Origin of the sequence: Bacillus sp. AR2-1, from assembly GCF_008368755.1 — a bacterium.
Classification (GTDB): Bacteria; Bacillota; Bacilli; order Bacillales; family Bacillaceae_G; genus Bacillus_A; species Bacillus_A wiedmannii.
Window position 1 is genome coordinate 51,441 of the sequence record NZ_QORY01000018.1, and the last position, 13,144, is coordinate 64,584.

Sequence of the window (13,144 nt, forward strand, 5' to 3'; positions counted from 1 at the left end):
TTATTATGCCTATAATTGGAGGCCATGTGAATGTTAAGTGATCAGGCGAGATATTCTAGGCTCGCGAATATAACAAAAATAATAAATACAAAATTAGAACTACGTGAAGTATTGCAGCGTGTAACAATGGCGATATCAGAGGAGATTGTTAAGTGCAACGCTGTTGGAATCTATTTACCCCAGGAAGATGGAACATTTAGAGGGTTTGCAGGAAAACCAGAGACAATAAATGGCGTAACGCTCGATACTCAGGTAATTGATCCTGAAATAGACTTACTGGCAAAAGAAGTTATTGAAACCCAAAAAACCATTTATATTCCTGATACATCAAAGGATCATCGGCCGGATCCGAGACCAGTTGCTGCGTTCAAAATTAAGTCCTTATTAGCTCTACCTATCTCATTTGGGCAAGAGTTATTTGGTCTGGTTTTTTTATTTGATTATGGAATTCCAATGAACTTAACAAATTCAGAAATTCAAAGTGTTGAAGCTTATGTAAATATGGCTGCGGTTGCAATTCAAAACGCAAATAATTTAACGCAAAAGGAAAACCTTATTGCCGAGAAGCAGCTGTTACTAAATGTTACCCGTGATTTATCAATGTGTTCCTCGATACAGGAGAGTTTTGATAAATGTTTTTTTTACTTAGGACAGATTTTAGAGAGTAACAGCATGGCAGCCCACCTTTTAGACCCCCTAGACAAAACAACGATTAAAACAACGAAGTTAAGCAAGGACTGTGATTGGACAGAAGCGGATTGGATGGAGAAAAGCTATGAAGCTAAGATCCAAGAGGTTATTCAAACAAAAAATATAGATAGTAAGGGTCTACTGATGATTCCATTGGTTTCAATGGGAGAAGTATTAGGGGTAATCGTCGTTGACAAAGAGGGAAAAGCTCATAATTATGATAATTCCCAGATGCAACTGGCAAAATCTATCGTTGATGCTACAGCGCCTACGTTTTCAAACTTGTTATATATGGATCGACTTGAAAGCATGGTGGAAGAGCGAACGAAAGAACTAGCTGTTGCTAATGAAAAAATTACAAGTGTGATTGAAAGTATTACAGATGGATTTTTTACTTTGAATAATACATGGGAATTTACGTATGTAAATAAGCATCAATATTTTCCACAAAGAAAAACAGCAAAAGATGTATTAGGCAAGAATATATGGGAGATTTTCCCGAATAGCATTGACGAAGTCATGTATAAGGAACTTCATCGTGTAATGTCAGAGCGAACTACAGTGTATTTTGAATTTTTTTCTGCCCCTGATGAATATTGGTACGAAGTTATTGCATACCCGTATGATGATGGTATTTCTTGTATTTTTAAAAACATAACGGAAAAAAAGCAATATGAGCAGGAATTGAAAAGGTTATCGAACATAGATTTAATAGGGAAAATGGCAGCAGGTATCAGCCATGAGATTAGAAATCCAATGACAACAGTACGAGGATTTTTGCAGTTATTAAAAGAAGAGCCCACCTATGAGAAACATAATAAGCACTTTAATTTAATGATTGAAGAACTTGACCGTGCCAATTCTATTATTACTGAATTTCTCTCAATGGGTAATACAAGGAAATCGGATTTGCAGATGTTAGATTTAAATTCAATTATCCGCGATATTATTCCTTTAATAAAGATTGATACGCATAATCAAAATAAATATATTCAAGTCGATACAAATGACATTCCGGAATTACTTTTAAATCGTAATGAGGTACGGCAATTATTAATAAACTTATACCGTAATGGCTTAGAAGCGATGGACAAAGAGAAAGTTCTAACCATTAGCACCTATAAAGAAGGTCGAGATTGTGTGGTGCTTGCAGTGCGGGACCAAGGAACAGGTATCAGGCCTGAAGTATTAGAGAAACTAGGTACTCCATTTTACACGACCAAAAATAATGGAACTGGATTGGGGTTAGGTGTATGTTATGCCATTGCTGCCCGTCATAATGCAAAAATAGAAATTCAAACAGGAACGGAGGGCACTACATTTTTTGTTAAATTTAATTATAAAAATAATGAACAATAACCTCATTTAGATTAGTTACGGTGAACCGTACCACAAATGAAAAGTAAAACCTAAGTAAACATAATCAATCTATTTCACCTGAATTTTGCGTAACATTCACGTTTGAGTTGCCTACTAAATTAGAGTTGCATAAAAAGAAATGGACTAACCTATATTAGGTTAGTCCATTTTTAAGTGTGTTAATTAATAGTAAATCCCCATCCTTTTTTGCTTTATTAATATCATCCTTAAATGAAGGAGCTATCCCACTACCAACTAAAATACTTTTTACAGTATTTGAAGGCGTTTCTATCGATAGGATCTTTCTTAATTTCTAATACAATAAATTCGTTATTAGAAGTATCTTAATAATAAATAAAATCATCCCCACAACCATTAATCCACCTAAGGCTACAAAACCTCCCCCTAAAATGTTAAAGTAGTAACTTAACGACATTCATTTACACATGCTAAAAGCATTACTATAATCAACATTTCAGGAGGCAAAACAATGGCAATGAGCAACAACGATATATTAAAAAGAGTAAGGTACGCTTTAGATATAAGAGATATAGATATGGTAGAAATCTTTAAACTTGGTGGTATGGAAGTAACGAAAGAAGACGTAGTTGATATGCTTACAAAAATAAAGAGAGCACCTCAGCATGAAGCTGAAAATGATGATGTAGCTGAAGACGAGTACGTAAAAACATGCGATATGATGATGTTAGAGGCATTTTTAAATGGATTTATTACTTTAAAAAGAGGGAAGCAAGATCCGAAACCAGGACAACCGGCACCTGTACAAAGCAAAGAGAGTGCGAATAACCTTCTGCTAAAGAAAATGAAAATCGCACTATCTTTAACGAGTGAGGATGTACTTGATATATTAGATAGCGTAGGCGTTATAGTAACAAAGGGAGAACTAGGCGCCCTATTAAGAAAAAAAGGCCATAAAAATTATAAAGAGTGCGGCGATAGATACGCAAGGAATTTCATTAAGGGATTAGGTGTAAAGTATAGAGGCTAATGAGTCGGTTAACGCGGTAAATGATATAATAGGTAGAGTAGGGCGTTCGTATCCTACTCTTTTTTATTTGTAAAATAATACACTAGGTGATGAAATGGTACATACATATTTAGGTGAGACGATTAATTTTCATATAACTTATAAAAAGAAAAAATCGGTGCGTCTTTTTGTAGATTCGTACGGAAATGTGGAAGTGCAGGCTCCAAAGGGAACACCTGTTGAATACTTAGTCCAGTTGCTAGAGGAGAAGTGGGAGTGGATTCAGAAAACACGTAAGGAAATGCAGGAGCGAGCGCTTGGACCACAGGAAAAGGATTATGATCAAGGAGAGGGTTTTCTGTATTTAGGGAATACGTATCCGATACAGATCTCCCAAGATGCAAGTATTACGCAAGACAATGCAGTGTTTGAAGAAGATAAGCTACATATTTATGTGAAAGAGCTTAAGGATGAGAAAATCCAACAAGCGTTAAAACGATTTTACTATAAGCGGTGTAAGTCATTAGTAGAGAAGAGTATTAAAGCACATCAAAGTAACTTCAAAACAAAACCGCGTTCTATACGTATTACAGATAGTAGCCGCACATGGGGCACTTGTGATTCAAATTTACAGCTAACATTCAATTGGAAGCTAGCGATGGCACCACAGCGAGTACTTGATTATGTAGTTGTTCATGAAATGTGCCATATGGTTCACTTAAATCATGATCGCTCTTTTTGGCGTCTTGTCGGGAAGATAATGCCTGATTATAAGGAGATGGAAAACTGGTTAGCGTTATCTAGTTGGAAGATGACGGTTTAGTGGGGAAATTTATATAGGTTGCGATTATTGTCAATACTTGTCGGTAGTCGATATAATTCAAAAATCGCTGATATATTTGAAATTGCACCGATATATATCGAAAATCGCTGATATATTTGGAGTCGCAATCGATATGTTCAATGAAGAGAAAGTAAAAGGAGATGTCACAGCAGACATCTCCTTTTTTTCAGGTATATAAATCATCGTCCAAACTTCACAACAAAATCTCCGTCTACTTTCCCCATTCCATACCCACGATAACCGTTCGAAAGTAAAGCTTGCTGTCCAACAGCATCACTCATCGGAACACTCTTAACATCCGTCCAATTTCTTTTCTTGCTTCCACGCAATTCCTTCACAAACACATACCGCATACTACCACTATACTTCTCCTTCAATGCAGCAATCTCCATTCCTTGCGAAAACTTATCTTTTAAACTTGGAATGTTAAAAGGAGCAACGGTGCAGCAAACGTAATCGTATTTGCTATCTTCGTTTTGTAATTCGTCCATGATGACTGTTGCTAATATTTTTTGGATCCCATTTCCTCGGCTGTTCGGGTGAACATTTGAAATTTCTTGATAGATGACGCGATGTAGTTCGCTTTCTGCTATGCCAATATCAAGTCCTAAATGTTCGTCGTCGATAGGAGGAACGAGTAGGGCACGAAATGCGATGAGTTCGTTTTCGATAAAAGCACCGATCATCATGCCGTTTCCTTCTAGAATGTATTGAAATTCTTCTAGCGAGAGTGGCTGTAAGCGACTTTTATCCTCTAGCGCCTCAACTACAACGTTTTGTAGTGATAAGGTTTGTTCAATGTTCTCTAGTGTTAGTAATGTAACGTGAAATGGTTCGTTATTTTGTTTTAATGATCCTTTGTATAGAACTGTCATGCGTTAGTCCTCCTTTAGCGTACAACGTCTTGAAAGACGGTTAGTTCTTGTAATGTATTTTGGTTTATTTCAATGCCAAGTCCTGGCTTTTCGTTTAAGCGAATAAATGGTACGTCGTAATGTAAGTTTCCGATGTCTTTCGTGAACTTTAATGGACCTGTTAGCTCGACGCTCGTAATAATTTTTTTCGAGAAAGCGACATGGAATCCTGCGGAAGAGGCAACGGATGATTCGACCATGGATCCAACTTGGCATTCAATGCCTGCCATTTCTGCTTGATGAGCGAGTTTTACAGCGGGATATATGCCGCCGCATTTCATTAGTTTTATATTTACTTTATCAGCCGCGTCTAATTTAATGATTTGGCGCATTTCACGAGAACCTTTTAATCCTTCATCAATCATAAGCGGAAGGTCTGTTTTAGAACGAATGTGAGCCATTGCGTCAATATCGTCTGCGAAAACAGGCTGTTCAATCCAGTCGATGCTTAAATGACCTAATGAACGAAGTGCCGCTAATGTGTTGGCGCTATTTTTCCATCCTTGGTTTACATCAACGCGAATCGCAATATCATTTCCTACACGTTCACGTACAGCTTCAATTCTTTTTACATCCTCTTTTACATTCGTACCGACTTTCATTTTGAAAGATTGGTAACCTTTTTGAATCATGGAAGCAGCTTCTTCAGCCATGTCTTCAGGTTCGGCGATACTTAAGACGTGAGTGACAGGGAAGTCTTCATGGTAGCGTCCGCCAATTAATTGATATACAGGTTGATTTAGTTTTTTGCCCATTATATCAAAACAAGCAATATCTATTGCGGCTTTTGCAGTAGGAACACCGTAAATGGTATTGTTCATCATATCGTGTATTTTCTCGATATTCATTGGATTTTGCCCGATGAGCGCAGGAGCAAGTGTATGTTTTAAAGTATGGAAAGTACTTTCCCATGATTCGCCTGTAACGTGATCATCAGCAACGCCCTCACCGTAACCGATAATGCCTTCATCTGTTTCCATTTTGACGATAATAGAAGGCATGTCAGAATAAGAACCATAACTAATAACAAACGGATCGCGAAGTGGTAAACGAATTGCGTAAAGATGAATAGCTGTAATTTTCATTAGGTAGAGACCCCTTCCTGTTTACAATAGTTTTGTACATTTGATATAGTTGACGTTAAATAGTCGTTAATTAATGATAAGGAGTTAAAGAAATGATGATAAAAATTGCAGTTGTCGGTTCAAAAGAGTTTATGGAGAATCTTTTACCTATTGCTCATAAACTAGAAGAAATAGAGATTGATCCATATATTTACCTTCATCCGGCGGAATCTTCTGAACTTTTAAAGCGTTTAAAGCCTTGTGATTTCATCTTTTTCTCAGGTGCTTTACCTTATTATATGGCAAAAGAAATAAGAGAACAATTACGAATTCCAAGTACGTACTTACAGCAAGACGAGACAACTGTCGCATCTTCCATTCTTTCTGTCATGTATCACCAACGTATTCAACCACATAAAATTTCAATTGATTTAGTAGACCGCTCATTCATTACAAATGTGTTCCATGATATCGGTATAAAAGAAAATCCACAAGTGTTAGATTATGAAAATATGCTGTGGAGTAAAGATGAAATAAATAGAGTTATTGATTTTCATGTAGCTAAATATCAATCTGGAGATGCTCATTTAGCTTTAACTAGTATTCACGCTGTCTATGATGAACTTCAAAAAATAGGTATTCCTTCAGAGCGTATGATAGATCCGAAGCAATCCATTATACATGGGTTAAAAGATGCGAAAATAAAAGCTGAGTTAGCAAAAAGCCATTCAGCTACTGTTGGTGCTTGTATGATTTCTTCTTTAGAATTACGAGAAGGTTTGCTTGAGCAATTAGATGCTATTTCAAAAGAACTACGGGGTTCATTTAAAAAAGTTGATGAAATGACGTTCATTTTGTATACGACTCGTGGTGATATTGAATCGATTATAAAAACAAATATGATAAATAATTTATTTGCGAGTATAGAAGGAACAATAGCTATTGGATTTGGTTACGGAAAAACTGTGAAAGAAGCGGAGCAAAATGCTAAAATTGCTCAAAGTTTCGCGAAGAATAATCCAATAGACCACTGTTTTTATATACTAACAAGTGATAAAGAACTATTTGGTCCGTTCCCGAAAGAACAGAGAGTACAAAGTTTGAAGAATGACAACCCAGAACTCATGAAAATAGCGAAGGAAACGAAACTTAGTCCAGCCAACTTGTCAAAAATTATTCAATTTAGTCAATCACATCCATCATTGAAGTTTACAGCAGCGGATCTTTCTGAATACTTACAAGTGACTCGCCGATCAACAGAAAGGTTATTAAAGAAACTAGTTGATTATGGGTATGCTCATATTTGCGGCGAGGAAATGCCCTATCAACAAGGGCGCCCTCGCGCAATATATGAAATGAATTTACCGGTATCTCTAAGCTTCTAGTTGAGCCTTTTGTTTTTTTAGTAGTTCCGCTTTTTCAATGTCTGATAGTTTCGTAATTGTGAGACCAGTTATGCCGTAAATGATTGAAATAATAGGTACGATGAAATTCAATATAGCATAAGGAGCATATTCGAATGCGCCAACTCCAAGTGTTGCGAGTATAAATACACCACATGTATTCCAAGGTACGAAAACAGAAGTTAATGTTCCGCCATCTTCTAATGCTCTGGATAAATTTTTAGAATGTAGTCCTTTTTCTGTGTATGCATTTGCGTACATTCTTGAAGGAACAACAATCGAAATATATTGTTCAGAGCAAGTAAGGTTGGTTGCAAAGCAAGATGCGATAGTAGAAGCGATAAGTCCTTTTGCTGATGTCGCTAATTTTAAAATTTGATTTACAATTGCGCGAAGAATACCAGTATGTTCTAATACTCCTCCAAAGGTCATAGCGACAATTGTCATCGAAACTGTATTCATCATCGAATTTAAGCCACCGCGGTTAAAGAGTTCGTCTACTAGCTTGTTGCCAGTGTCTATGACAAATCCATTTTGGAGTGCACCGACAGACGCGGAGACAGAACCACCTTGAATAAAGACTTGTGATAAAAATCCTAAAATTATACCTACGAGAATAGCTGGTATAGCAGGAACTTTTTTAGCGACCAATACCATAACGACTACAGGTATGATTAGTAGGAAAGGGGAGATAACAAAGTTTTGTTGCAATACTTGTAACGTTTGATCGATACCTTTTGCATCAATATTGTTAGCGCCAAAATTTCTTCCTAAGAATGCATAAACGATAAGAGTAATAATTAAACCTGGAATTGTAGTAAATAACATATGACGAATATGTGTGAATAAATCTGTATTTGTTAATCCTGCGGCTAAGTTTGTTGTGTCTGAAAGCGGTGACATTTTATCGCCGAAGTAAGAACCGGAAATGATAGCACCGGCAACCATTGGAGCTGGGATTCCCATACTTAGGCCAATTCCCATTCCTGCAACACCAATTGTTCCCATTGTAGACCAAGAGCTACCGATAGCTAATGCAACAATAGAACAAATAATTGTAATTGAAACTAAAAATAGTGATGGAGTTAAAAGATTTAAACCGTAATAAATCATTGTTGCGACGATTCCGCCGCCAATCCAAGCACCAATCGTTAAACCTACTAGAATAATGATAACGATAGCGGGTAATGCGAGGCGAATTCCTTTATACATTGCTTCTTCAATATCGTGCCATTTGTAACCGTAACGCCAAGCGACGATAGAAGCAACGGTTGTACCGATAATAAGTGGGACGTGAGGGCTTTGTTTTAATACAACAATTGTAACCATCATAACTGCAACTGTAATGATAATAGGGATTATTGCTACGCCAAAAGGTATTTCTTTTTTCATAAATTGCCTCCTCATTATGTATGTTTGTATTTTTAGAATTGTCGCAAAATAGACGTTATTAAATTATAATAACTAAAAATTGATATGAGCGTCAATAAAAAACAGAAAATAAGGAATGTTCTATCGTTATAAAGTGAGTGGAAATAAGTTGTCGATCGTATTTAAAAATAAATAATTGACTTTTTTCTTAAAATTCAATATGTTCATAAAAACATCTGTTTTTCATAAGTATAATTAACCTGAATGGTTTTGGAATTTGGGAAGGAGAATGTAGCTTTGAAAACATTAGAACTACAAGAGCGGTTAACTGAAATTTTTCAGCATTTACATGAAAACCCTGAAGTGAGTTGGAAAGAGTATGAAACGACAGCGTATATTACTAACTTTTTAAAAGAAGAAGGAATTTCATATAAAATATTTGATGATTGCCCAGGCGTGATTGCTGAAATTGGAAGCGGAAATCCAGTTATTGCAATTCGTGCCGATATGGATGCACTTTGGCAAGAAGTGGACGGAGAGTTTAAAGCGAATCATTCATGTGGTCACGATGCTCATATGACAATTGTGATGGGGCTTATTTTACAATTGAAAAATATGAGATGGGATAGTGGAACGGTTAGATTTATTTTTCAGCCGGCAGAGGAAAAAGGAAATGGTTCTTTAAAGATGGTAGAGAAGGGTGCCGTGGATGATGCTGACTTCTTATTTGGTGTTCATCTAAGACCGATTGAAGAACTACCTTTGAAACAAGCTGCCCCATCTATTCGTCACGGAGCGGCAGGATTTTTAGAAGGAACGATTCATGGAGATGATGCACATGGGGCACGCCCACATCAAGGGATAAATGCAATTGATGTCATTTCTATGATCAATATCGGTTTGAAAAATATATGGCTACCACCGCAAAGCTCATATTCAGTGAAGATGACAAGGTGCCAGGCTGGCGGGGATAATTTGAATATTATTCCGGGTAACGGCCATTTTAGCTTAGATGTTAGGGCAGAGAGTAATACATTATTAGAAGAATTGAAGAAAAAAATAGAACATGTAATAGAATCGGCCGCATCTATGGGATCGAAAACTTCATACAAATGGATCGACCTTGCACCAGGAGCTGAAGTGTCAGAAGAAGCTGAGCGCTTTATGCGAAAAGGCATTCTTGAAGTGTACGGGGAAGAGGGATGCACTGGACCACTGTATACGACAGGAAGCGATGATTTCCATTACTACACAGTGAAGAGACCACATTTAAAAGCTGTCATGCTTGGACTAGGTGCCAACCTACAACCTGGATTACACCATCCGTATATGAAGTTCGATCATAGTTGTATTATGGATGGAGTAGAAATATTGAAACAAACTGTATTGAAAGTATTAGAGGACAGGGGCTAGATAGCTCCTGTTTTTTTGTAGGAATGTGTCGTTAAGTCGATATATTGAAAAAATCGTTGATATATTCTAAGTTACGATAGATATATTCAGAAAATCATTCATATAATTTCACGTATCAGTTAACTTGATGCAAAATGAGTCTTCAGTACATGGTGTATAATAATAAGTACCATTTTCTAATAGGAGAAGACGAATGAACGAACAATATTACGATGCAGTATTACATATAAAAACTGTCGGTGAGCAAAAGGGTTTTAACAAGTCTATGCATTATCACCGTTATGAACCGACGCCATATAGCGGATTAGATGAGTTATTGAATCAATATGAAATAAGAAGTAGCGACCGGGTTGTAGATTTTGGATGCGGAAAAGGACGATTAAATTTTTACATGCACCATAAGTGTGGTGCTTCAGCAGTTGGAATTGAAATGAATGAAGAGTTTTATAAAGAAGCAATGGATAATTTTGAGCGCTATGCACGAAAGGTAAGAAACAGTAAAGATAAAATTGGGTTTGAATGCTGTTTAGCGCAAGAATATGAGATTGATCCACGTGATAATCGGTTTTATTTTTTTAATCCATTTTCTGTACAAGTGTTTATGAACGTAGTAAATAACATTTTGCTTTCGGTAGAGGAAACAGAGAGAGAAGTAGATATTATTTTATACTATCCTTCTGAAGATTATATTTTCTTCTTAGAGAACCAGACTACGTTTGAGCTGAAGAGAGAAGTAAGGTTGCCAGGTGCTTATGAGAAGAATGGGAATGAGAGGTTTTTAGTTTATACATTAAGATTATAAAAAAAGCAGGTGCCAAGGCACCTGCTTTTTTTTACTCACGTCTATATAATTAGTTACGGATTAAGTAATCAAATGCACCTAAAGCTGCGTTTGCACCTGAACCCATAGAGATGATGATTTGTTTGTACGGATTATTTGTACAGTCACCTGCAGCAAACACTCCTGGTACGTTTGTAGCGCCGTGCTTGTCTGTTACGATTTCACCGCGAGCGCGTTCAACTGTTTCGCCTAACCAGTCTGTGTTTGGCACAAGACCGATTTGTACGAATACACCTTGTAATTCAACGTGATGAACTTCTTCAGTTTCACGATCGATGTAAGAAATACCGTTTACTTTATCAGTACCAGTGATTTCTTTCGTTTGAACGTTTTTCAGAACAGTTACGTTTGGTAAGCTGTTAAGACGCTCTTGTAATACAGCATCAGCTTTTAATTCTGGCATGAATTCAAGAACAGTTACGTGCTTAACGATACCTGCTAAGTCGATAGCTGCTTCAATACCAGAGTTACCTCCGCCGATAACTGCTACGTCTTTTCCGATGAATAATGGACCGTCACAGTGTGGGCAGTATGCTACACCTTTATTTTTGAACTCAGCTTCACCTGGTACGCCAACGTTACGCCAGCGAGCACCTGTTGAAACGATTACGCTTTTACTTTTCAGAATAGCGCCGTTTTCAAGTTCCACTTCAATAAGTTCTTTTTTCTCTAAACGTTTTGCACGTTGTAGATTCATTACATCGATGTCGTATTCTTTTACGTGCTCTTCAAGGCTTGCTACTAGCTTAGGACCTTCAGTGCGTTTTACGCTGATGAAGTTCTCAATGCCCATAGTATCCATTACTTGACCACCGAAGCGCTCAGCAACGATACCAGTGCGGATGCCTTTACGTGCTGCATAAATTGCTGCACTTGCACCAGCAGGGCCGCCACCAACAACAAGAACATCGTATGGATCTTTATCAGAAAGCTCTGATGCATCTGGACCGTTACCCATTTTAGCTAAAATTTCTTCAAGTGTCATACGACCGCTTCCGAAAGATTCGCCGTTTAGGAAAACTGTTGGTACTGCCATGATGTCTTTGCTTTCTACTTCCTCTTTGAATGCAGCGCCATCAATCATAGTATGTGTAATACCAGAGTTTAGAACGCTCATTACGTTAAGAGCTTGTACAACATCAGGACAGTTATGACAACTTAGGCTGATATAAGATTCAAAATGATATTCGCCTTGAATGTTTTTAATTTGATCGATTAATTTTTGTTCAACTTTTGGAGCGCGTCCACTTACTTGTAGTAAAGCTAACACTAATGAAGTAAATTCGTGTCCTAATGGAATACCAGCGAATACGACACCAGTGTCTTCACCAGGGCGATTTACGCTAAAGCTTGGTGTTCTCTCTAATTCAACTTTTTCTACTGTAATCTTAGATGACATAGTAGCTAATTCGTCTACTAGAGCTAACATATCTTTAGATACGTCGTCGTCTCCAGCGCTTACTTTAAGTAAAATATCGTTCTCCATTAACTGAAGGTATTGGGATAGTTGTGTTTTTATATCTGCATCTAGTATCATTTTGATCGAACTCCTTAGATTTTGCCTACAAGGTCAAGGCTTGGTTTAAGTGTTGCAGAACCCTCTTGCCATTTAGCTGGGCAAACTTCACCTGGGTTGTTACGTACGTATTGAGCTGCTTTAATTTTGTTAACAAGAATGCTTGCGTCACGGCCGATACCGTCAGCATTGATTTCCATAGATTGGATAACGCCGTCTGGATCGATGATGAATGTACCACGAGCAGCAAGACCTTCTTCTTCCATTAAAACGTTGAAGTTTGTAGTGATTGTGCGAGTTGGGTCACCAATCATAATGTATTCGATTTTGCCGATAGTTTCTGAGCTATCATGCCATGCTTTGTGAGTGAAGTGAGTGTCTGTAGATACAGAGTATACTTCAACGCCTAAGTCTTTAAGAGTTGCATATTGGTTTTGTAAGTCTTCAAGTTCAGTTGGGCAAACGAATGTGAAGTCAGCTGGGTAGAAACAAACTACACTCCATTTTCCTTTTAAACTTTCGTCAGTAACTTGGATAAATTCTCCATTATGGTAAGCATTAGCTTTAAACGGTTTTACTTCTGTGCCGATTAATAACATATTAAAATTCCTCCTAAATGTTGGTTTTGAGCATCAAAAAATAGTGTGCTCATAAAATATATTTTTTAATTAACTATAATAATTCTAATTCGATATTAATTATCATATAGAAGTGGTTATTTTGTCAAGAGAATAAACCAAC

The 13,144-nt window shown here is 37.1% G+C and carries 11 protein-coding genes; 6 read left to right on the forward strand and 5 right to left on the reverse strand.

Going from position 1 to position 13,144, the window contains the following annotated elements; genetic code table 11:
* The first annotated feature begins 30 nt into the window (after positions 1-30).
* The 3 genes from DT250_RS20975 (at position 31) to DT250_RS20990 (ending at position 3,860) form a co-directional block, all read left to right on the forward strand.
* Positions 31-2,049 (forward strand): GAF domain-containing sensor histidine kinase, encoded by a 2,019-nt coding sequence (locus tag DT250_RS20975; RefSeq protein ID WP_149213675.1) that lies wholly within the window; start codon positions 31-33, stop codon positions 2,047-2,049.
* A gap of 490 nt (positions 2,050-2,539) precedes the next feature.
* A complete protein-coding gene (locus tag DT250_RS20985; RefSeq protein WP_098856828.1) occupies positions 2,540-3,058 on the forward strand; it encodes a YehS family protein in 519 nt (172 codons plus the stop codon).
* 94 nt (positions 3,059-3,152) lie between these two features.
* Positions 3,153-3,860: a M48 family metallopeptidase gene (locus tag DT250_RS20990; RefSeq protein WP_149213676.1), complete on the forward strand. Its 708-nt coding sequence runs from the start codon at positions 3,153-3,155 to the stop codon at positions 3,858-3,860.
* A gap of 200 nt (positions 3,861-4,060) precedes the next feature.
* Here DT250_RS20990 and DT250_RS20995 read toward each other — a convergent pair whose 3' ends face one another.
* The gene (locus tag DT250_RS20995; protein WP_149213677.1) at positions 4,061-4,756 is read right to left on the reverse strand and encodes an N-acetyltransferase; all 696 of its coding nucleotides are present in this window, start codon (positions 4,754-4,756) and stop codon (positions 4,061-4,063) included.
* A gap of 14 nt (positions 4,757-4,770) precedes the next feature.
* Positions 4,771-5,880 carry a mandelate racemase/muconate lactonizing enzyme family protein gene (locus tag DT250_RS21000; RefSeq protein ID WP_106383454.1) on the reverse strand — a complete coding sequence of 370 codons (1,110 nt, stop codon included), beginning with the start codon at positions 5,878-5,880 and terminating at the stop codon, positions 4,771-4,773.
* Between the two features lie 92 nt (positions 5,881-5,972).
* Here DT250_RS21000 and DT250_RS21005 point away from each other — a divergent pair, with 92 nt between their 5' ends.
* Complete coding sequence (locus DT250_RS21005) at positions 5,973-7,244, forward strand: transcriptional regulator (RefSeq protein WP_088061561.1); 1,272 nt, start codon at positions 5,973-5,975, stop codon at positions 7,242-7,244.
* Here DT250_RS21005 and nhaC read toward each other — a convergent pair.
* Complete coding sequence (gene nhaC, locus DT250_RS21010) at positions 7,233-8,654, reverse strand: Na+/H+ antiporter NhaC (RefSeq protein WP_088061563.1); 1,422 nt, start codon at positions 8,652-8,654, stop codon at positions 7,233-7,235. The genes DT250_RS21005 and nhaC overlap by 12 nt on opposite strands.
* Before the next feature lie 276 nt (positions 8,655-8,930).
* On the opposite strand from nhaC, the gene DT250_RS21015 reads away from it, so the two are divergent.
* Both DT250_RS21015 and DT250_RS21020 read left to right on the forward strand, forming a co-directional pair.
* Positions 8,931-10,046 (forward strand): M20 peptidase aminoacylase family protein, encoded by a 1,116-nt coding sequence (locus tag DT250_RS21015; RefSeq protein WP_088061565.1) that lies wholly within the window; start codon positions 8,931-8,933, stop codon positions 10,044-10,046.
* 193 nt (positions 10,047-10,239) lie between these two features.
* On the forward strand, positions 10,240-10,848 hold the full coding sequence (locus DT250_RS21020; RefSeq protein WP_088061567.1) for an SAM-dependent methyltransferase: 609 nt from the start codon (positions 10,240-10,242) through the stop codon (positions 10,846-10,848).
* A gap of 49 nt (positions 10,849-10,897) precedes the next feature.
* On the opposite strand, the gene ahpF is transcribed toward DT250_RS21020, so the two are convergent.
* Positions 10,898-12,424, reverse strand: a complete 1,527-nt coding sequence (gene ahpF / locus DT250_RS21025; RefSeq protein ID WP_000599491.1) for an alkyl hydroperoxide reductase subunit F — start codon at positions 12,422-12,424, stop codon at positions 10,898-10,900.
* A gap of 14 nt (positions 12,425-12,438) precedes the next feature.
* Positions 12,439-13,002, reverse strand: a complete 564-nt coding sequence (ahpC, locus tag DT250_RS21030; protein WP_000924420.1) for an alkyl hydroperoxide reductase subunit C — start codon at positions 13,000-13,002, stop codon at positions 12,439-12,441.
* Between the last annotated feature and the right edge of the window lie 142 nt (positions 13,003-13,144).

Coding starts and splice junctions, on each gene's coding strand:
- DT250_RS20975 (WP_149213675.1), top strand. CDS start 31: ATGTTAAGTGATCAGGCGAGATATTCTAGGCTCGCGAATATAACAAAA.
- DT250_RS20985 (WP_098856828.1), top strand. CDS start 2,540: ATGGCAATGAGCAACAACGATATATTAAAAAGAGTAAGGTACGCTTTA.
- DT250_RS20990 (WP_149213676.1), top strand. CDS start 3,153: ATGGTACATACATATTTAGGTGAGACGATTAATTTTCATATAACTTAT.
- DT250_RS20995 (WP_149213677.1), bottom strand. CDS start 4,756: ATGACAGTTCTATACAAAGGATCATTAAAACAAAATAACGAACCATTT.
- DT250_RS21000 (WP_106383454.1), bottom strand. CDS start 5,880: ATGAAAATTACAGCTATTCATCTTTACGCAATTCGTTTACCACTTCGC.
- DT250_RS21005 (WP_088061561.1), top strand. CDS start 5,973: ATGATGATAAAAATTGCAGTTGTCGGTTCAAAAGAGTTTATGGAGAAT.
- nhaC (WP_088061563.1), bottom strand. CDS start 8,654: ATGAAAAAAGAAATACCTTTTGGCGTAGCAATAATCCCTATTATCATT.
- DT250_RS21020 (WP_088061567.1), top strand. CDS start 10,240: ATGAACGAACAATATTACGATGCAGTATTACATATAAAAACTGTCGGT.
- ahpF (WP_000599491.1), bottom strand. CDS start 12,424: ATGATACTAGATGCAGATATAAAAACACAACTATCCCAATACCTTCAG.
- ahpC (WP_000924420.1), bottom strand. CDS start 13,002: ATGTTATTAATCGGCACAGAAGTAAAACCGTTTAAAGCTAATGCTTAC.